The organism is Bacillus sp. N1(2025) (genome assembly GCF_053470005.1).
The window spans coordinates 213,961-233,966 of record NZ_JBLTJB010000008.1 but is presented as its reverse complement, the minus strand read 5'-3'; the positions used below and the strand labels follow the sequence as shown (position 1 = coordinate 233,966).

The following is a 20,006-nucleotide window of genomic DNA, read 5'->3' as shown; positions in this document are numbered from 1 at the left end:
TAGAAGCGGGGCTTTCTTTTCGGCTCATTAAAGTCCGATAGACATGTATTTGGTTTCCAGGTACGGTTCAATGCCTTCCGTACCGCCTTCACGGCCGATGCCGCTTTCTTTCATTCCTCCGAACGGCGCTTGAACCGCGGACGGACCGCCGTCATTCCAGCCGATGATGCCGTATTCAAGCTGTTCAGAAATATAGATGCCGCGGCGGTAGTTTTCTGTGAAGAAATAAGCCGCAAGCCCGAACGGCGTATCGTTCGCAAGCTTGATCGCTTCATCAATATCTGAGAACGTAACGATCGGCGCAACCGGGCCGAATGTTTCTTCATGCATGATGTTCATGGATGTATCTACGTTTGACAGCACGGTCGGCGTCACGAAATAGCATCCTTTTTCATCGTTTTGGTCATACGTTCCGCCCGTCAGCACTTTTGCGCCTTTTTCCACGGCGTCATTAATTTGGCCGACGATTTTATCGAAGCCTTTTTTGTTGATGACAGGGCCGACGTTTACGCCTTTTTCAAGACCGTTTCCGACTTTGAGTTTCGCAGCTTCTTCACTCAGTTTTTTCGCAAACTCGTCTTTTACGGATTCGTGTACGATCAGCCGGTTCGCACAGACGCAGGTTTGGCCGGCGTTTCTGAATTTAGAGGCCATTGTTTGGGCTACCGCCAGATCAAGATCAGCGTCTTCATCCACGATCAGCGGCGCATGTCCGCCAAGCTCCATTGACATATGTTTTACGGTGTCGGCGCTGTTTTTCATCAGGATTTTGCCGACAGGCGTTGAGCCGGTAAAAGTAATTTTGCGGATTTTCGGGCTGCTGGTGAAGACGTTTCCGATTTCGGCTCCGTCACCGATCACCACTTGCAGCACGTCCTTCGGAATTCCCGCTTCATATGCGAGACGCGCAAGGGCGTAAGCGGAAAGCGGCGTATCCTCCGCCGGTTTGATGATGAACGTACAGCCTGCCGCCAAAGCGGGCGCGGCTTTTCTTGTAATCATCGCATTCGGGAAATTCCACGGCGTGATCGCGGCTACCGGGCCGACCGCCTGACGGGTGACGACAATCCGTTTGCCCGTTGTCGGCGCAGGTACGGTTCTGCCGTAAATCCGTTTTGCTTCTTCGGCGAACCATTCAATATAACCGGCGCCGTATAAAACTTCTCCGACCGCTTCTTCGTACGGTTTGCCGTTTTCTTTCGTAATTAATTCCGCAAGTTCTTCTTTATTTCCAACAATCAGCTCATACCATTTTCTCAAAAGTGAGGCACGTTCTCCCGCTGATGTTTTGGACCATGATTGAAACGCTTGATGTGAACGTTCAATCGCTTTTTCAACATCTTCGGCCGTCTGCTGGGGGATGCTTTCGATCGCCTCTCCCGTTGCCGGGTTGTACACTGTTAATTGTTCTGGCATATTGAACATTCCTTTCTCTGCTATAGTAAAGCCATTGAATGCTTGTTGACGTATCTCACACTTTCATGATAGCAGACACATCCGCCGGCATTCCAATAATTGAACTCACAGAGCTGCTTCGATAATGGAAAGGCCTTCTTTGAGCTGCTCATCCGTCACGACAAGCGGCGTCAGGAATCTGATAATGTTGCCGTTAATGCCGGCCGTCAGCAGCAGCAGTCCGTTCTCGTTCGCCGTTTTAGCGATCGCCGCAGCTTTTGCTTTGTCCGGTTCCCGCGTGTCCGGATCTTTGACAATTTCGATGGCCGCCATCGCGCCGAGTCTGCGCACTTCTCCGATGCAGGCATGCTCTTTTTTCCACTCGATCGCTTGATGCTCGATGATCCGGCCGATCTCCTCGGAACGCTGATTCAGCCCTTCTTCTTCAATAATATCCAAGACCGCGAGCGCAGCCGCACAGCCGAGCGGGCTTCCCGCATATGTGCCCCCGAGTTCACCCGGCGCGGCGGCATCAAGCATTTCCGCCCGGCCGATGACGCCGCTCAGCGGCAATCCGGCCGCAAGTGATTTGGATACGGTGATCAAATCAGGAACGGCTCCGAAATGCTCAATCGCAAAATATGTTCCCGTTCTGGCAAATCCGGTCTGGATCTCATCCGCTACAAAAACGATGCCGTGTTTTTTACAAAAAGCGGCGACGTGCTGCACGAAACGTTTTGACGGAATGATGAAGCCGCCTTCTCCCTGAACCGGCTCCATTACGACACAGGCGACGGTTTCCGGTGCAACTGCGGCGATAAAGAAATCCTCAAAAGCGCTGATGATAAAGTCGTCATACTGCTCGTCGCTCATGCCGGCCGGCTTTTGATAATAGTAAGGAAACGGCGCCTGATACACCTCTGAGGCAAATGGGCCGAAACCGAATTTATAAGGCTTCACCTTGCTCGTCATGCTCATCGTCATGTTCGTGCGGCCGTGGAACCCTCTTGTAAATGACACGACAGCCTGGCGCTTCGTATATTTTCTGGCGATTTTCACGGCGTTTTCCACCGCTTCCGCTCCCGAATTGAGAAAAATCGCTTTTTTCGCATGATCTCCCGGCGCAAGGGCGCAAAGTTTTTCGGCCAGCTCAATATAAGACGGATACATCATGACGTTAAATCCCGGGTGAATCAGATCCTCCGCCTGTTTCTTCACGGCCTCCACCACTTTCGGATGGGAATGGCCGACATTCAGCGTTCCGATCGCTCCGGCAAAATCAATGAATCGTCTGCCGTCCAAATCGTACAAAAGCGCCCCTTCCCCTTTTACCGCCATGCCGCGGTTTCCGTTGCCGACCCCCTTGGAAACGAATTGATCCCGTTTTTGCTGCCACTGGGCAGTTGTCACTTCCGTTGATGCTGTTCGACTCATAGATTCCATCCCCCTGCATTGTTTTCTTATCATTCTGACTTCTTTTTGGTATGATGAAAAGTACCAAAATCAATTTATCTATGGTATCAGAAAGGGGCAGGGTCTGGATGCTGACGATTTCCATTGATCATTCGGAAACGGCGGATTATATCTATCAGCAGATCTATCAGCACATAAAAGCGGCTGTTTTGAAGCGCAGCCTGATGCCTCATACAAAGGTGCCGTCTAAACGGGAGCTTGCCGAGACGCTGAAGGTCAGCGTGAATTCAGTGAATTCAGCTTATCAGCAGCTGCTTTCGGAAGGTTATTTATATGCAGTCGAAAGAAAAGGCTTTTTCGTGGAGGAAATTGATACGGTTTATCATGAAGAAGCGCCTTCGCTCCTATTGCCTGATGATTTGAAAGAGCGGGAGACGGATAAAAGCGGCTGGATTTCGTTTTCTCATATGAGCGTGGATACGGCGCATTTCCCCCTGAAAAGCTGGTTCCGCTGTGAGCATAAAGCAGCCGCCCGTTCATTTCATACACTCGGAGAACTCGTCCACCCGCAAGGTTTATATGAAGTCCGTGAAACAATTTCGCGGCTTATTTCCCTGACAAGGGGCGTTACATGCCGCCCGGAACAAATCGTGCTCGGGGCGGGCACGCAATTGCTGGTGCAGCTGCTGACGGAACTGCTGCCAAAAGACGCGCTCTACGCCATGGAGAACCCGGGATATATGAGGATGTACCGGCTGCTGCAAAACCTCGGGAAAAAGGTTGCGACGATCAGCCTTGATGAAAAAGGCATGTCCATGGACGAAATCGAAAAACGCCGGCCCTCTGTATTGATCACCACGCCTTCCCATCAATTCCCCTCAGGCGTGATCATGCCCGCTTCCCGGCGGATTCAGCTTTTAAACTGGGCCGCCGAACAGAACGGCCGCTTCATCATTGAAGATGATTATGACAGTGAATTTAAATATGACGCCGATACGATACCGGCGCTTCAAAGCCTTGACCGGTTTCAAAATGTCATCTACATGGGGACCTTTTCAAAATCCCTTTTCCCAGGTCTGCGCATCAGCTATATGGTTCTGCCGCCCGGGCTTTTGCGGACGTTCAAAGAGAGAACGTATGACCTGCATACGTGCAGCACGCTTGCCCAGCTCGCGCTGAAAGAATTTATCGAATCAGGTGAATATCAGAAACATATTAAAAAGATGAAGCAGCATTATAAGAACATGCGGGAACGCCTCATTTCGGCTTTGGAAGAAACATTCGGAGATAGAATCAGTGTAAAGGGCGCCAATGCGGGGCTTCATTTTGTCACTGAGTTTGACTGCGCCCGTTCAGAAAAAGAGATATTGGCACGGGCGGATGCAGAACAGCTCGATCTGTTTGCGATGAGCCGGTTCCGTCTGAAAACGGGAAGCGATTCAAATAAGCCGCAGCTCATTCTGGGATTCGCCCGCCTGAAGGAGAGCGATATTCAAGAAGGCGTCTACAGACTTTACCGGGCAGTTTTCGGCGCATAAAAAAACCCCCGGAATTCGGGGACTTATTTACCAGCGGTCCGGCTCTGTCTGCAAAATCGCCTCCAGCAGGCCGGGAAACGCCGCTTGTAAATCATCTTTGCGCAGGGAATAATAACGGTGCTTCCCGTCTATGCGCACTTGGGCGATCCCCGCTTCCCGCAGCACTTTGAAGTGATGGGACAGCGTTGATTTAGCGACCCGGACATCAGCGCAGGTTCCGCACGTTTTTTCTGTTGTTTCCGCCAATTGTTTGACCAGCTCTAAGCGGAGCGGATCACTCAGAGCATGAAGAACCTTTGTCAGCTGTAAGCGTTCGGTTTCAGGATGGTTTGGAATGTTCATGAGTCAAATGTAACACATAAAAGCGGCGGGTGACAATTTAGGCGGTGAGGGTTTTTCCTTTACCATTCGCAGCGAAACATGTTACAGTTAGTTCGATAATATTCGAACTATAACAAATTAACCCAATCAGGAGGAATAACAATGATCGTCTTACAGGCTTACATGAAAGTAAAAGCGGATAAACGCGAGGAATTTTTAGGAGAAGCGCAATCACTTGTTCAGCATTCACGCGCGGAAGAAGGAAATGTGCAATACGACCTTTTCGAAAAAGTCGGTGAGGAAAATACATTCGTCATGCTTGAGCAATGGAAAGATGAAGAAGCGATGAAATTCCACAACGCAACTGACCATTTCCAAGGATTTGTGGCAAAAGCAAAAGAACTGCTGAGTGCGCCGCTTGACGTCGTCCGCACAGAACTGTCAGAGTAACGAAAGGATGAATGACATGAACGAAGTCCTTCAATTATTAACAGACCACCGTTCCATCCGCAGCTACACAGATGAACCCGTATCGGATGAACAGCTGGACCTTATCATCCAAGCCGCTCAAGCAGCGCCGACTTCCATTAACGGCCAGCAATTTACCGTTATAGCGGTGAAAGATAAGGAACGGAAGAAAAAAATATCCGAATTGGCGGGCGGCCAGCCGTGGATTGACCAAGCGCCGGTTTTCCTTTTATTCTGCGCTGATTTTAACCGCGCCAAAATTGCGCTTGAAGAATATAATGATACACCGCTTGAGATCACGAACGGTTTAGAGTCCGTACTTGTCGGAGCCGTAGATGTCGGGATTGCGCTGGGTACGGCAACGGCTGCAGCTGAATCAATGGGACTCGGCACTGTGCCGATCGGCGCCGTGCGCGGCAAGCCGGACGAACTCATTGAATTGCTGAAACTTCCGAAATACGTTTTCCCGGTTTCCGGTCTCGTCATCGGCCATCCGGCAGACCGCTCCGCGAAAAAACCGCGTCTGCCGCAAGCAGCCGTTCTGCATCATGAAACGTATCAAGAAGAAGATGTAAGAACACATATCGAGGCCTATGACAAGCAGATGTCCGAATACATGAAAAAACGCACCGACGGACAGGAAACGAGAAACTGGTCACAAGGCATCACCTCCTACTATAAGCAGCTTTATTATCCTCACATTCGTGAAATGCTTGAAAAACAAGGATTTAAGACGGATAAATAAGCGGATCAGCCTGCCGGAACACTCCGGCAGGTTTTTTCTATTTCTCAAACAAAAGCGTTGACACTATGTAAAAATTTTTGTTAATATTTTCATCATATACTCATTGGTTTTCTGTGAACCGATGGGTTTTCTATTGTGACGAAAGAAGGAATCTGGGCTTATGAATGATAAGAAAACGGATATTCTGCTGGCGGCAAGAAAGCTTTTTTCCGGGAAAAGCTTTTCGTCAGTTTCGATGCAGGCGATCGCAGAGGAGTGCAAAGTCTCCAAAGCATCTTTATATAAGCTGTTTGAATCAAAGGAAGACCTGCTCCTGGAGCTGCTCGACTTTAACCAGAAACAGATGGTAGCCGCCGCTTCATTATTGAATGAAGAAACAAGCCTCTCCCCTGAGGAACGGTTTGCCAAAAAACTGATGGCTGAGCTTGAAGGCTTCAGGCGCAATCAGCAGTTTTTTAATATGCTGATGTACGGAAGCCCCTCTTCCATTAATGAGCGGGTAAAACGGCATATTCACAGGGCCCGCTCCACCTTTATCTGCTGGCATCGCGATTCACTGATTCAGACGTACGGCGAAGACATTATTCCTTATGTATGGGAGCTGGTCATCGTCCTGCAGGGGCTCCTGAGAGAATGCATCACGCTGATTAAGCTGGAAAAAGAACCGCTCGCCCTGGAGCCGCTCACGGAGTTTATCATCCGCCATCTCAATCTCATCGTCGAAAACAGGACAACCGAAACCGCTTTGCCTCAGGAGATGATTGACCTTTATATCGCCTCCGCTTCCTCATTTGAGCCGAAAGACAAAACCGTATTGCTGGCTGAAAGCCTGAAGGAACTGAAAGAAGCCGTCTCAGCCCTTCCGGAGGAAAAATATGACGCCGCAGGACTCGCTTCCGCGGCGGCTATGTTGGAGAAAGAATCAGCGGACAAACAGCCGCGGGATTTTCTCATCAAAGCGCTCATCGGTTATTTGGAGCAGGCCGGACCGCTGCACCAGCCGCTTGCAGCCGTTAAAACATTGCTCAAACTATAAAGAAAGAAGGAATCAGCTTGAATAAGAGTATTAAAACTGCACCATACAACCGCTCTGTCATTGTCGGGATTCTTTTGGCGGGTGCGTTCGTCGCCATTTTGAACCAGACACTGCTTATCACGGCGCTGCCGCACATTATGAATGACTTCAATATAGACGCCAACAAAGCGCAATGGCTGACAACGTCGTTTATGCTGACGAACGGGATTTTGATTCCGATTACCGCGTTTTTAATAGAGAAATTCACAAGCCGCACCCTCTTGATTTCCGCCATGAGTATTTTCACGGCGGGCACCATTGTCGGCGCATTCGCCCCGAATTTTCCGGTGCTCTTAACGGCCCGGATTATTCAGGCGGCCGGCGCTGGGATTATGCTGCCTCTCATGCAGACGGTATTTCTCACGATTTTCCCGATGGAAAAGCGCGGCCGCGCCATGGGTATGGTCGGCTTGGTTATTTCGTTCGCGCCGGCGATCGGCCCGACGCTTTCCGGATGGGCGGTCGAAGCATTCTCTTGGCGGTCTTTGTTTTATATCATCTTCCCGATCGCAGTCATCGATTTGCTTTTAGCGATTATTCTGATGAAAAACGTCACGACATTACGAGAAACACAGATTGATATTTTATCTGTGATCTTATCGACCCTCGGATTCGGCGGTCTGCTTTACGGCTTCTCAAGCGCCGGTTCATCAGGGTGGACCAGTACTGAAGTGCTGACTTCGCTGCTTGTCGGAGCGGTCGCGCTGATTTTCTTTATCTCAAGACAGATGAAGCTTAAAAAACCGATGCTGGAATTCCGCGTGTTTTCTTTCGGGATTTTCAGCCTGACCACCCTGCTCGGAACGCTTGTTTTCGCGCTGCTGATCGGAACGGAAACCATTCTCCCGCTTTACACGCAAAAAGTCCGGGGCGTATCCGCGTTTGATACCGGATTAATGCTTTTGCCGGGCGCGATTGTAATGGGGATGATGTCTCCGTTTATCGGCCGGGTGTTTGACAAAATCGGCGGAAAAGGCCTTGCGATGACCGGATTCTTCATCATCCTGCTCACGTCCCTGCCGTTTATGAATCTGACGGACTCGACGTCTCTCATTTGGATTGTCGTCGTTTATACCGCGCGGCTTTTGGGAACAGCCATGATTATGATGCCGGTGACGACAGCGGGAATCAACGCCCTGCCGCGCCACTTAATTCCGCACGGCACAGCCATGAACAATACCGTCCGCCAAGTCGGCGGTTCTATCGGTACGGCGCTGCTGGTTTCCGTGATGAGCAGCCAGGCCGCGCACGCAAATGCGTCAACTCCGGCAAACGCCGCCCTGCACGGCATGAATGCGGCATTTGTCGTAGCCGCCTGCATCGCGCTGGCCGGCTTCCTCCTATCTTTTATATTGAAGAAAAAACCGCGTCAGCCCGAGCAGCAGCAGGCCGTTACGCGGTAAATCAAAAAGAACCCGATCACGTATGTGACCGGGTTCTTTTTTTACTTCTCGATTCCGTCTTTTACTTCTTTCACCATTTGCGCCATGGATTCCAGGCCGCCTCCTGATAAATACCATGTAGCTGAATCAAGGTAGACAACATGGTTGTTTTTCACGGCTTTCACCGATTTTACATAATCATTTTCAACCACTTGTTTTGTTGAAGATTTTGTGCCGATCGCTGTTCCGCGGTCAACGACAAACATGTAATCAGGGTTTGTTTTTGCGATATATTCATAGGAAATGCTTTGTCCGTGCAGTGAGGCTTCAATGTTTTTGTCAGCCGGTTTGACGCCGAACACATCATGAATGAAGCCGTATCTTGATTTAGATCCGAACGCGCTGATTTTGCCGTCGTTCGCCATCACCACTAACCCGTTTTTATCCGTGCTGCTTGTCTTTTTCTTCAGATCGGCAATGGATTTGTCAATTTTCGCAAGCTTATCTTTCACTTCATTTTCTTTGTTAAAGATTTTGCCGATCACTTCGGTGTTGTGCTTGAATCTGTCAACGTAGTTTGTATAGTCATCATCAAGATAAATCGTCGGCGCGATTTTTGAGAACTCTTTATAAGAATCAGATTGTCTGTGGGCGATAATGATTAAATCCGGATCAATATCCGCGACTTTTTCAAAATCCGGTTCTTTTAAACCGCCGGTATTGGCGTATTTATCACTTTTATATGAAGATAAGTATTTTGGAAGGTTTTGTTTCGGAAGTCCCGCCACGTGATCCTGTAAACCGAGTTCATCCATCGTGTCCAGCATTCCGAAGTTGAATACGACGACTTTTTTCGGATTCTTCGGCACTTTGACTCCTTCTTTGTTCAGGTCATCTTTGATTGTGATTGTTTCTTTTGATTTGCCTGATGTTTTGTCCCCGTTTCCGCATGCAGAAACAACAAAAATCGTAACTAGCGCAATGAATAGCAATGCGATTTTTTTCATGATTTTCACCTCATCTGGTTTTTAAGAAAAGTACACACCGATCCGCTGACTGTCAATCTCTTGAATCGGGATGGTCATATCATAAATATCTTCAAGCACGGAGGTTTCAATGATCTCCTCCGCCGGCCCTTCTTTGACGATCCGGCCGTTTTTCAGTGCGACGATATGGTCTGAATATACGGATGCGAAGTTGATATCGTGAATCACTACGACGACCGTTTTTCCGAAGTCTTCCACGAGCCGCTTCAACAGCTTCATCATTTCAACGGAATGCTTCATATCTAAATTGTTCAGCGGCTCATCGAGAAAAATATAGTCGGTATCCTGAGCGATGATCATCGCGATAAATGCCCTCTGGCACTGGCCTCCGCTGAGCTGATCGAGGTATTTATCCTTTAAATCATCCAGCTTCATATAACTGAGGGCCTGGTTGATATGCACCCAATCTTCATCCGTCAGTTTCCCTTGGGAATACGGAAATCTGCCGAAGCTGACCAGGTCTTTAATTGTCAGTCTGATATTGATTTGGTTCGTCTGCTTCAAGATGCTGATTTTTTTCGCCAGATCGTTGCTTTTACAGGCCCCGATCTCTTGCCCGTCGACCGTGATTTCCCCGGAATCCGTCTTAATCAGCCGGCTCATGATAGACAGCAGCGTGCTTTTTCCCGCGCCGTTCGGACCGATAAATGAGGTGAGCCTGCCCTTTTGAATGGATAGAGACGTTTTCTCAAGGACGACTTTCCCTCCGTATTGTTTGCTTACATTTTTGACCTCTACCATGATTTATTCTCCTTTAACAGCAGATAGATAAAATAAATCCCGCCGGCAAAATTAATGATGACGCTCAGCGTCGTGGAAAACGTGAACACTTTCTCCACGACGAACTGGCCTCCGACGAGCGCGACGATGCTGATCAGGACAGAACCCGCGATTAAATACGTGTGCCTGTAGGTTTTTAAAAACTCTCTCGCCAGATTGACGACAAGCAGTCCTAAAAACATAATCGGCCCCACAAGAGCCGTAGAGACAGACACAAGAATGGCGACGACAATGAGCATCTGTTTCACAAGCTTATCGTAGTCAATCCCAAGGTTGACGGCATGCTCCCTGCCGAGGGACAGCACGTCAAAAAACCGCGTGAACCGCCAGACATAAATGCCCGTCAGAAGAAAGACAGCACCGGCAAACCATAAAAGATCGGTGTTGATATTGTTAAAGCTGGCAAACATTTTGTCCTGAACAACCTGGAATTCATTCGGATCAATCAGCATCTGCATAAAGGATGACAGACTGTTGAACAGCGTGCCGAACACGACGCCGACAAGCAGAAGGAAAAACACGTTCCGCCCCTCGCCTTTAAACATGAGCTGATACAAAACGAGTGACAAGAGCACCATCAGCCCGACGGAGATGACGAAATTAAGATTTTTGTTCATCATGACGATATTCATTGAACCGAACAGGAACACGATGACGGTCTGAATGAGCATATACAGGGAATCGAGGCCTAAAATGCCCGGTGTCAGTATGCGGTTATTTGTAATCGTCTGGAAGATGACCGTTGAAAACGCGATCGCTCCTCCGGTAAGCATCATGGCAAGCACTTTGAAGCATCGTCTCGGCAGGGAGTATTCCCAATTGCCCAGTCCGTAGAACAGGAAGAATCCGATACATATCATGGCGAGCGCCGCCAGCAGCGTAATTTTTTTATTATGACTCATATGCTTTTCTCCTTAACAGCATATACAGGAAGATGCCGCTGCCGATAACACCGACCATCAGGCCGATGGAAATTTCGTACGGGAAGATGATCACCCTTCCCAAAATGTCGCAAAACAGCACAAAAACAGCGCCCAGCAGAGCGGTGTGGGGCAAGCTGCTCCTCAGGTTGTCCCCTTTGTAAATCGACACCATATTGGGAATGATCAAACCGAGAAACGGCAGCATCCCGACGGTCAGGATCACCAGTGAAGCGATGAGCGACACGATAATCAGACCGATATTGACGACGCGTTTGTATTTCAGGCCGAGATTGACGGAAAAGCTCTCTCCCATTCCCGCCACCGTAAATTTATCCGCATACACATAAGCGATGATCACCAGCGGGATACTCAGATATAAAAGCTCATACCGGCCTTTGACGACCAGTGAAAAATCTCCCTGCAGCCAAGATGACAGGTTTTGGATCAGATCGTATTTATATGCGATAAACGTGGCGATTGAGCTGACGATGTTCCCAAGCATTAAACCGACGAGAGGAATAAAAATCGCATCATTGAACTTGATTCTCTCGAGGATTTTCATGAAAAGGAAATTTCCCGCCAACGCGAAAACGAAAGCGATAGACATTTTCACAAGCGGACTCGCTGACGTAAAAAGCATTAATGAAATCAAAATTCCGAGCCTTGCCCAGTCCATCGTTCCCGCAGTCGTCGGCGATACAAATTTATTCCGGCTGATCTGCTGCATGATTAATCCGCAGATGCTCAGGCTCATGCCGGCGATGATAATGCTCACCAAACGCGGCAGCCGGCTGTCAAATAATGTACCTGCCTGTTCTTTATTTAAATGAAAAATATCCAGCGGCGACAAATCTTCTACACCGATAAATATAGAAGTACACGCCAAAACCGCCAGTAGCAAAAGTAAGTAACGTAGCTTCATGCTGCCTCCCTGCACCCATCACAAACGGTATGACTGATTGCCAAACAACTCCCATATATCCCACTCGTAATGATTATCATTATCAACGACAATTATAATCTTATCATCTTTCCAAGCGCAGTCAATACAGTTTTGCTTTCAAAAGCGGTCATCCGCGGGCCGTACACTAAATTGTCTTACAATCAGTCTATCAAGAATTTGCAGGATTTTCTATAACCTTCATTTGGCTGCTTATCATTTTTTGCACATGATGACACGCTTGAGGGAAACAAATCTGACAAACAGCGGCAAAATTCCTCCATGAAAATACAAATGTTCTCCCCACGTAGAAAAAATCCTTGATTTACATGTTTGAAAGAGAGATAATAAAAATTAAATTTGTGAGAAAATTTAAATATTAGGGGATGTAAATCATGAAAGTTGTAAAATTCGGAGGCAGCTCTCTTGCGTCAGGAGCCCAGCTTGAGAAAGTGTTTCAAATCGTGACGGCTGATCCCGCGCGGAAAGCCGTCGTCGTATCGGCACCGGGAAAACGCTTCTCGTACGATACAAAGGTGACGGATCTGTTAATCCGCTGTGCGGAGCATTATTTGCAAAAAGGTGCAGCACCCGGGCTTGCCGAAACGGTCATTGAACGGTACGCAGCCATCGCGCGGGAGCTGAACCTGGATTTCTCTATTATAGAAAGAATCCGCAGTGACCTATTCGCTCTCTTAAACAGCTGTAAAACCAATCCCGAACAATATATGGATGCGGTGAAGGCGAGCGGCGAGGACAACAACGCGAAGCTGATCGCAGCCTACTTCCGGCGCCAGGGCGTTAAAGCGGAATATGTAAGTCCGAAAGAAGCGGGGCTGTTTGTGACGAATGAACCCGGAAGCGCGCAGGTGCTCCCTGAGTCTTATGATCATTTGTACCGTCTGAGAAACCGTGAAGGCTTGATCATTTTTCCGGGATTTTTCGGTTACACGAAGGAGCATGAGATTGTGACGTTTTCCCGGAGCGGTTCTGATATTACCGGCTCCATTCTCGCCAACGGCTTAAAAGCTGACCTGTACGAAAACTTTACTGATGTGGACGCCGTCTATTCCGTCAACCCGTCAATCGTGCGGCATCCGAAAGAAATTAACGAACTGACGTATCGGGAAATGCGTGAGCTCTCCTATGCCGGATTTTCCGTTTTTCATGATGAAGCGCTGATTCCCGCATTTCGGGCCGGCATCCCCGTTCAGATTAAGAATACGAATAATCCGGATGCGAAAGGAACACGCGTCGTCAGCAGCCGCGACAATACGAACGGGCCAGTCATCGGCATCGCAAGCGACACGGGCTTTTGCAGCATTTACATAAGCAAATATTTAATGAACCGGGAAATCGGTTTCGGCCGCAAAGCCCTTCACATTTTGGAGGAAGAAGGGTTGACGTATGAACACGTTCCATCCGGCATTGACGACATCACGATCATCCTTCGGCACAATCAGATGGACTCAGAACTGGAACACAGGCTCGTCACCCGTCTGAAGCAGGAACTTCAAGCAGATGAAGTCACAGTCAGGCACAATCTGGCGCTGATTATGGTCGTCGGGGAAGCGATGCGCCATAATGTCGGCACAACCGCCAGGGCATCCAAAGCACTGTCGGAAGCCGGCGTCAACATCGAGATGATCAATCAAGGGTCCTCGGAAGTCAGCATGATGTTCGGAGTGAAAGAAGAACAGGAAAAACACGCGGTGCGGGCGCTGTATGACGAATTTTTCGCCGGAGTTTTACTCTCATAGGACACCGCCTCTTTTTTCTCTTGTCCACTAATATCCCTTACAAAGCAGCTTCTTTTACATATTGTATGGTATAGACAATATGGAGGTGAAGCTCATGTCAGGATATTCAGGAGTCAGCTCTTTCGCTTTGATCGTTGTTTTATTTATCCTGTTGATTATTGTTGGTACTGCCTTCGTTGGCGGTTTCTAAGCATCACTCCGTCTATATGAGGACGCTGCGGGTTTTGACCTGCGGCGTTTTCTTTTGTTTTCCGCCGCTGTCCGAGCCCGGCCGCGCAAAAAAAAGACTGCCGGGAACATTCTCGGGCAGTCTTTTCCTTTGTTCAGGTTATTTTCTTCTCACGTCATTCCTCTTTCAGCTACATGGAATTCAGCCTGATCTGTCTGGCCTGCACCTGTCACTGTAAAAATCGCGGCGGCTGCTAAACAAATAACAAACCATTTAGATTTCAATTTCATACAAACCCTCACTCCTTTGTATTTGTTTCCTTGCCTCTTCGACTTTCAGAAAATAGTCAGAAGAAATTTTAAAGCAATTTTGTTCATAGTAATATTTAGCTGCTTCTAGTGCTAAATCCTCTATATCGGCGTATAAATTTTTATCTTCCAGGTAACGGAAACACGCGCTGATTGTTTCCTCATCCGGTTTCGCCTGATACAGAGCCTGCAGCCATTCGAATTTTACCGTGTAAACGGGATCGTCTGTTTCTTTAGCATATTCATATCCCCGCTTGTGATATTCCGACGCTTTTTCTTTTTTTCCGAGTTTAAAGTAAATGAGTGTGATTAGAAAATATGCTTGAGGAAGAGAATTGACGATTCTTTGTGATTCAAATGTATCGACCGCCCGTTCAAAGTACGGAATCGCTTCACCGATGCGGTCCTGATTGTAGTAGCACAGTCCGAGGTTATACAGCGCCCTCCCGACAAGCTGCGCTTTTTGTTCTTTTTCGGCCATTTGCAGAGCGTGCTGAAAATGTTTGGCCGCCTGTTCAAAGCGCCTTTCATCCATTAAATTGACGCCGAATACAAAATGGCATTGAATGATCCGGACGTTATATGTGTCCTGCTCTACGTAAATTTCATAAGCGTTTTTTATATGTATCAAAGAAAAATACGTTTGTTTCATATGATAATAAGCTTCGGCCACTTTAAAATAAAACTCCGCCCGTTCCACGTGGTCCGATACGAAGGCCAGTTTTTTCTCAGCTTGTTTATAATATGTAATCGCTGAGATAAATTCTCTTTTATCAAATTCAAACATGCCTTTGAAAAAGTTGACGTAATAATCGAGAAGCCCTTTGAGGCCGGCCTGGCTGTTATCAATGTTATCAAGAATTTCCGACAGGGTCGGCTGGTCTTCTATCTTCAGTTTTTCCAGCGGCTCCAAGTAGTCCAGCATCAGCTGATGGCGAAATTCCATGAGGGAATAATAAAGCACTAAGTTTGAATCAGGCTCCATACGGTCAAGCTCTTGTTTGATCTCGGCTTTCAAGATCTCCGCATCCGGCACGCTGAATGTTCTGATGTATCGATACCACTCGTTAATTTTCTGCCCGACTGCTGAAGAAGGAATTAACCCGCTCTTCATTCCTTCACCCTCCCCATCCAAGACCTGTTTACCAGTTATTTTATCACGTTTCCGTCTCTTTCCATCCCGAAAAACACGCAAACTTTGTTTCGGCAGAGCGCAATTTTCCGAGTGGAGTTAAAACAGACGGCGGCCAGACGAGACCGCCGGTTTCAAGATTATTCATTTTTCGTATTCAGCGGAAGGCGGATTGTAAAGGTCGTGCCTTTTCCTTTTTCGCTGTCAATATCTATCGTGCCCTTGTGCATTTCGACGAGCTGCCTGACGATGGACAGGCCGAGTCCGTATTCGCCGTATGCCGTATTCCTCCGGGACACGTCCGCCTTATAAAACCGCTCCCATATATGCTCAATTTCCTCTTTGGAGATGCCGATCCCGGTGTCTTCGATTTCAATCACCGTTTCTTTATAGCCTTCATACCCGCGCAGCGTGATGTCTCCCTTTTGCGTAAATTGTATGCTGTTTTTCGTGATGTTGACGAGAATCTGGATCAGCCTGTCATAATCGGCGAACACTTTGACGCCGTCCTCCACTTGAATCCGCAGCTGATTTTGTTTTTCCTCCGCCTGCTGATTGAGATGCTCTTTAATAATTTCAAACACCTCGATGAGCGGCAGGCTGAGCTTGTCCAGTTTGATTTGCTGGGATCTGATTTTTTCATAATCCAGGTTTTCTTTCACGAGCCTGAGCATCCGCTTCGTTTCTTCGCTGATCAGCGAGAAGCATTTCTCTTTATCTTTTTCCGGGATGGTGTTGCTGTTAAGCCCCTCCACAAGTCCGTTAATGGTCGTCAAAGGCGTTCTCAGCTCATGGGAGACATCGGCGATAAATTGGCGCCTCCGTTTTTCGAGGCGGTCAATCTGCTCTCTTGATTGCTTCAGATTTTTGGCCATGGTGTTGAAATCGGACGCCAGCATGCCGATTTCATCGCCGCCGCTGTTCTTGAGCGAAATATCGTAATCACCGGATGCCACTTTTCCGGTCGCATCCCGCAATGTCTGAATCCGCTTGACGTGAAATTTAGATAAAAGCCAGCTCAGCAGAATCGTGATGATAAGGGTGCTGATGATCGCGTAAATCATATAGCGGTTGACCTGGCTGATCATCTGCTCGACCCCTCTGACGGGAGACACGAGCAGCACCGCGCCTTTAAATTGATCGTTGATAAAAAGCGGTTTTGCGACAAGCGATACTTCCAAGCCTTCCGTATTAAAACGGTTCATTTCCGCTCTGATCTGAACGGTTTTCCCTTGCTTCAGCATGTGCCACTCTTTACTTTTCAGCTTCTCGCGCGGCGGCATATCGTCAGGAAAAAAGTAAGGCTGCTGATGTTCATCAAAAATAATAAATCTGGTCTCGCGCGTTTTTAACATGTCCTGATACGGATACAGGCGGCGCAGATCAAGATCGCGGCTGTTCAGCTCACTTGTGATCTGTTGGGCGTAAGATGACAGCTCATCCACTTTATTTTGATACGCAAAATCTTTCACAAAGTGCGAAAACAGGGAAATGATGATGAAAAAGGCCAAAATCAAAATGCTGACATGGCTTAACAGCAGCTGATATAAGTATTTAATCCTCATCAAATTTGTATCCTACCCCCCACACCGTGTATAAAAACGGTTTTTCGACACTGGACAGTTTTTTGCGCAGCCGTTTAATATGAACATCAACCGTACGTTCATCGCCGTAAAATTGATAGCCCCACACCTGCTCAAGCAGCTGCTCTCTCGAAAAAACCTGGCGCGGGTTTTGTGCGAGATAAAAGAGCAGATCGAATTCCTTCGGCGTCAGATTCTCGACAGGTTTTCCGTGCAGAAACACTTCCCGCGTCTTCTTATTGATTGAAAAACACGCCGTTTCGATCAAGTCGTCGCTTTTTACGGCCTGCCCCGTCGCCCGGTATCTTCTGATCACCGCTTTAATCCGCGCTACTAGTGTCAGCGGGCTGAACGGCTTGGTGACATAGTCGTCGGCCCCCATTTCAAACCCGATCACCTGATCAGACTCCGTGTCCTTTGCGGTCAGCATAATAATCGGCACACTGCTCGTCTCTCTTATTTTCCGGCAGATCGTCACTCCGTCCATGGATGGAAGCATAATGTCCAGAATGACCAAATCCCAGTCCTCTTCCGTGAACCGCTGATAGCCTTCCACTCCGTCATGGACAAATTCGGCTTCAAATCCTTCTTTAAAAAAGAACATTTCCGTCATGGTGCATACGCTTATATTATCTTCTATCATTAATATCTTCATTTGTTCCTCCGCTTATCTTGACGCTTTTTCTTATAATAGCACCATTTTACCCGGATGTTTTCGGGTTTCACAAATGTTAGTTTTTATTTCATCACCCGGAAATAGTTTGTTCATATTTTTTTCATACATTTCTCCTACTATATACATATCGGATGGCCGGTGCTAAAGGAGGCCGGTTTTACAAGATCTGACATCCATACGGAGGAACAGACATGAACTTTATAAAAAGAGCCTTTTGGAGCATGAAGGCTAAAAAGGGAAAAACATTTTTGCAGCTGGTTGTGTTTTCAGTGATTTGCATTTTTGTCCTGTCCGGTCTTGCGATCCAGTCAGCGGCAAAGAAATTAAGCGAACTGGCAAGGCAGCAGCTCGGCGGGAGCGTCACACTCCAGGCTGACCGCCAAAAGCAAATGGCGCAGCAGCAAAAAGACGGTGAAAAGAGGACGTTTGAATCAACACCGATTTCCGTCTCAGATGCCAAGAAGCTTACATCTTTACAGCATGTTAAAAATTACAATTTCCTCACGACAGCGTCAGCAAATGCAGAAAGCTTTGATGCGATAAAAAGCTCAGGCGAATCAGCCGATAACAGTTCCGGCGCCGGCCGTTTTCAAGGCGGCGGAAGACAGATGATTTCAGCGGATATCTCGATCGAAGGCGTGCTCTCTACGGCATTGCTTGGTGATTTCACGGACGGGAGCTCAAAAATCACTGACGGACGCGCCATCACAAAAACAGATGCGGACACAAAAGTCGCCGTGATTAATGAAACGCTGGCAGATCAAAACAAGCTGAAGGTCGGAGGCTCCATTACCGTTTCCTCAGCAGCGGCTGATTCTGTGAAAACGAAGCTTAAAATTGTGGGAATCTATAAAACAACATCATCAGGAGACGATCAGGCACAGCATTTTTCATTCTTAAATCCTGACAATAAAATCTATACGCCTTACACCGCCGCGGCGGCGTTAAAAGGGTCTGATAACAAAAACAAAATCAGCTCAGCCGTTTATTATATGGATGATGCCAAATATATTGACTCATTCGTTGCGGCTGCGAAAAAAACATCTATAGATGATAAAACCTACGCGCTGACGACAAATGATCAGGTGTATCAGCAAATGGTCGGCCCGATTGAAAATGTCGCGTCATTTTCTAAAAACGTGGTATACCTTGTATCCATCGCGGGCGCGGTCATTCTTGGGTTGATCGTGATGATGTCGATCAGGGAACGTAAGTATGAAATGGGTGTCTTGATGGCGATCGGCGAAAAGCGCTGGAAGCTCATCGGACAATTCTTAACGGAAATTCTGGTTGTCGCGGTTATCGCCATCGGGATCGCATCCGTCACGGGCAGCCTTGTGGCGAATCAGCTCGGAAATCAGCTTCTTTCCCAGCAGGTCAGCTCAGCCGGTGATTCGCAGCAAACAAGCGGCTGGGGCGGAGGAGAAATGCTGCGGGGAGGCGGCATGTTCGGTCAGCATTCATCCGGCGCGGATGTCATCAGTACAATGCAGGTAAACGTCTCGCTGAATGACCTTCTGATTCTTAGCGGAATCGGCGTCGCAATTGCCGTCATTGCCACATTACTGCCGTCTGTATCAGTCATGCGGCTTCACCCTAAAACGATCCTGACCAAGCAGGAATAAGAGGAGGCAGCATAATGAGCCTATTAACCTTTCAACAGACCGGCTACTGGTACCAAGACAAATCACAGCCGCTGTTTCAGGATATAACGATCAGCTTTGAAAAAGGGAAGTTTTATACAATTGTCGGCGCCTCCGGAACGGGAAAAACAACGTTTCTGTCTCTGGCGGGCGGCCTTGACACACCTAAAGAGGGAAGCATCCTTTATAACGGAGAAGACATCTCCAAAATCGGATTAACCAAATTCAGAAATCAATATGTCTCTATCGTCTTTCAATCTTATCATCTGATCCCGTATATGACGGCGCTCCAGAATGTCACAACGGCGATGGAGATCACCGGCTCTAAGGAGAACAACAAAGATGCGTTCGCGCTCAGCATGCTGAAAAAAGTCGGCTTCACCGAACAGCAGGCCCGTCAGCGGGTGCTGACATTAAGCGGCGGACAGCAGCAGCGCGTTTCAATTGCGCGGGCTTTCTGCTGTGACACGGATTTGATTTGCGCGGACGAGCCAACGGGAAATCTCGACGAGGATACGTCAAAGGAAATCGTCCGGCTCTTTCAGGACTTGGCGCATAAAGACGGCAAATGCGTCATCATGGTTACGCACGACGAACAAATTGCCAAAGTTTCGGATATCAACATCCGCTTATCAAGAGGAAGTTTCACGGTAAAAGAAAACGGCACGGCCGTTTCCTGATACCGCGCCCCTGCCAGCGCAGACAGGGG

20 protein-coding genes are annotated in these 20,006 nt (G+C 48.0%); 9 read left to right on the top strand and 11 right to left on the bottom strand.

What is annotated here, in order from left to right; genetic code table 11:
* Nucleotides 1-27: 27 nt before the first annotated feature.
* Entirely contained in the window at nucleotides 28-1,416 is a 1,389-nt protein-coding gene (gabD, locus tag ACNFN4_RS17410) for a succinate-semialdehyde dehydrogenase (RefSeq protein ID WP_109566696.1), read from the bottom strand.
* A 105-nt stretch (nucleotides 1,417-1,521) separates the two neighbouring features.
* Entirely contained in the window at nucleotides 1,522-2,829 is a 1,308-nt protein-coding gene (gabT, locus tag ACNFN4_RS17405) for a 4-aminobutyrate--2-oxoglutarate transaminase (protein ID WP_174747482.1), read from the bottom strand.
* 107 nt (nucleotides 2,830-2,936) lie between these two features.
* On the opposite strand from gabT, the gene gabR reads away from it, so the two are divergent.
* A complete protein-coding gene (gabR, locus tag ACNFN4_RS17400) occupies nucleotides 2,937-4,346 on the top strand; it encodes a MocR-like transcriptional regulator GabR (RefSeq protein ID WP_448200349.1) in 1,410 nt (469 codons plus the stop codon).
* A gap of 27 nt (nucleotides 4,347-4,373) precedes the next feature.
* Here the strand turns inward: gabR and ACNFN4_RS17395 are convergent, their stop codons facing one another.
* Nucleotides 4,374-4,688, bottom strand: coding sequence for an ArsR/SmtB family transcription factor (locus tag ACNFN4_RS17395; protein ID WP_012116810.1), 315 nt, complete (start codon nucleotides 4,686-4,688; stop codon nucleotides 4,374-4,376).
* A gap of 141 nt (nucleotides 4,689-4,829) precedes the next feature.
* Here ACNFN4_RS17395 and ACNFN4_RS17390 point away from each other — a divergent pair, with 141 nt between their 5' ends.
* The 4 genes from ACNFN4_RS17390 to ACNFN4_RS17375 all read left to right on the top strand — a co-directional run bounded on the left by ACNFN4_RS17390 (nucleotide 4,830) and on the right by ACNFN4_RS17375 (nucleotide 8,358).
* Complete coding sequence (locus ACNFN4_RS17390) at nucleotides 4,830-5,117, top strand: putative quinol monooxygenase (RefSeq protein WP_014416909.1); 288 nt, start codon at nucleotides 4,830-4,832, stop codon at nucleotides 5,115-5,117.
* A 16-nt stretch (nucleotides 5,118-5,133) separates the two neighbouring features.
* On the top strand, nucleotides 5,134-5,880 hold the full coding sequence (gene nfsA / locus ACNFN4_RS17385; protein ID WP_014416908.1) for an oxygen-insensitive NADPH nitroreductase: 747 nt from the start codon (nucleotides 5,134-5,136) through the stop codon (nucleotides 5,878-5,880).
* A gap of 160 nt (nucleotides 5,881-6,040) precedes the next feature.
* Nucleotides 6,041-6,916, top strand: a complete 876-nt coding sequence (locus ACNFN4_RS17380; RefSeq protein WP_015239157.1) for a TetR/AcrR family transcriptional regulator — start codon at nucleotides 6,041-6,043, stop codon at nucleotides 6,914-6,916.
* A 17-nt stretch (nucleotides 6,917-6,933) separates the two neighbouring features.
* Nucleotides 6,934-8,358: an MDR family MFS transporter gene (locus tag ACNFN4_RS17375; protein ID WP_103527148.1), complete on the top strand. Its 1,425-nt coding sequence runs from the start codon at nucleotides 6,934-6,936 to the stop codon at nucleotides 8,356-8,358.
* A 41-nt stretch (nucleotides 8,359-8,399) separates the two neighbouring features.
* Here ACNFN4_RS17375 and ACNFN4_RS17370 read toward each other — a convergent pair whose 3' ends face one another.
* The 4 genes from ACNFN4_RS17370 to ACNFN4_RS17355 are packed head-to-tail and all read right to left on the bottom strand — an operon-like array spanning nucleotide 8,400 to nucleotide 12,008.
* On the bottom strand, nucleotides 8,400-9,344 hold the full coding sequence (locus ACNFN4_RS17370) for a siderophore ABC transporter substrate-binding protein (RefSeq protein ID WP_021495116.1): 945 nt from the start codon (nucleotides 9,342-9,344) through the stop codon (nucleotides 8,400-8,402).
* A gap of 21 nt (nucleotides 9,345-9,365) precedes the next feature.
* Nucleotides 9,366-10,124 (bottom strand): iron ABC transporter ATP-binding protein, encoded by a 759-nt coding sequence (locus tag ACNFN4_RS17365; protein ID WP_022552588.1) that lies wholly within the window; start codon nucleotides 10,122-10,124, stop codon nucleotides 9,366-9,368.
* The gene (locus ACNFN4_RS17360) at nucleotides 10,118-11,065 is read right to left on the bottom strand and encodes an iron chelate uptake ABC transporter family permease subunit (protein WP_014416905.1); all 948 of its coding nucleotides are present in this window, start codon (nucleotides 11,063-11,065) and stop codon (nucleotides 10,118-10,120) included. The genes ACNFN4_RS17365 and ACNFN4_RS17360 overlap by 7 nt, the downstream gene beginning before the upstream one ends.
* Nucleotides 11,055-12,008, bottom strand: coding sequence for an ABC transporter permease (locus ACNFN4_RS17355; RefSeq protein WP_015239156.1), 954 nt, complete (start codon nucleotides 12,006-12,008; stop codon nucleotides 11,055-11,057). Before ACNFN4_RS17355 ends, ACNFN4_RS17360 begins: the two co-directional genes overlap by 11 nt.
* A 413-nt stretch (nucleotides 12,009-12,421) precedes the next feature.
* Here ACNFN4_RS17355 and ACNFN4_RS17350 point away from each other — a divergent pair, with 413 nt between their 5' ends.
* Nucleotides 12,422-13,786 carry an aspartate kinase gene (locus ACNFN4_RS17350; RefSeq protein WP_448200348.1) on the top strand — a complete coding sequence of 455 codons (1,365 nt, stop codon included), beginning with the start codon at nucleotides 12,422-12,424 and terminating at the stop codon, nucleotides 13,784-13,786.
* 79 nt (nucleotides 13,787-13,865) lie between these two features.
* Nucleotides 13,866-13,976 carry a YjcZ family sporulation protein gene (locus ACNFN4_RS17345; RefSeq protein WP_369878517.1) on the top strand — a complete coding sequence of 37 codons (111 nt, stop codon included), beginning with the start codon at nucleotides 13,866-13,868 and terminating at the stop codon, nucleotides 13,974-13,976.
* 149 nt (nucleotides 13,977-14,125) lie between these two features.
* Here ACNFN4_RS17345 and ACNFN4_RS17340 read toward each other — a convergent pair whose 3' ends face one another.
* The 4 genes from ACNFN4_RS17340 to ACNFN4_RS17325 all read right to left on the bottom strand — a co-directional run bounded on the left by ACNFN4_RS17340 (nucleotide 14,126) and on the right by ACNFN4_RS17325 (nucleotide 17,633).
* On the bottom strand, nucleotides 14,126-14,245 hold the full coding sequence (locus ACNFN4_RS17340) for a PhrC/PhrF family phosphatase-inhibitory pheromone (protein ID WP_003156334.1): 120 nt from the start codon (nucleotides 14,243-14,245) through the stop codon (nucleotides 14,126-14,128).
* Nucleotides 14,229-15,377 carry a Rap family tetratricopeptide repeat protein gene (locus tag ACNFN4_RS17335; RefSeq protein ID WP_014304340.1) on the bottom strand — a complete coding sequence of 383 codons (1,149 nt, stop codon included), beginning with the start codon at nucleotides 15,375-15,377 and terminating at the stop codon, nucleotides 14,229-14,231. Before ACNFN4_RS17335 ends, ACNFN4_RS17340 begins: the two co-directional genes overlap by 17 nt.
* A 158-nt stretch (nucleotides 15,378-15,535) precedes the next feature.
* Nucleotides 15,536-16,963: a sensor histidine kinase gene (locus ACNFN4_RS17330; RefSeq protein WP_103527150.1), complete on the bottom strand. Its 1,428-nt coding sequence runs from the start codon at nucleotides 16,961-16,963 to the stop codon at nucleotides 15,536-15,538.
* Entirely contained in the window at nucleotides 16,950-17,633 is a 684-nt protein-coding gene (locus ACNFN4_RS17325; protein ID WP_022552587.1) for a response regulator transcription factor, read from the bottom strand. Before ACNFN4_RS17325 ends, ACNFN4_RS17330 begins: the two co-directional genes overlap by 14 nt.
* Nucleotides 17,634-17,845: 212 nt before the next feature.
* Between ACNFN4_RS17325 and ACNFN4_RS17320 the strand changes: the two genes are divergently transcribed.
* Both ACNFN4_RS17320 and ACNFN4_RS17315 read left to right on the top strand, forming a co-directional pair.
* Nucleotides 17,846-19,279, top strand: coding sequence for an ABC transporter permease (locus ACNFN4_RS17320; RefSeq protein ID WP_448200347.1), 1,434 nt, complete (start codon nucleotides 17,846-17,848; stop codon nucleotides 19,277-19,279).
* 14 nt (nucleotides 19,280-19,293) lie between these two features.
* Nucleotides 19,294-19,977, top strand: a complete 684-nt coding sequence (locus tag ACNFN4_RS17315; RefSeq protein ID WP_071181529.1) for an ABC transporter ATP-binding protein — start codon at nucleotides 19,294-19,296, stop codon at nucleotides 19,975-19,977.
* Nucleotides 19,978-20,006: the final 29 nt, after the last annotated feature.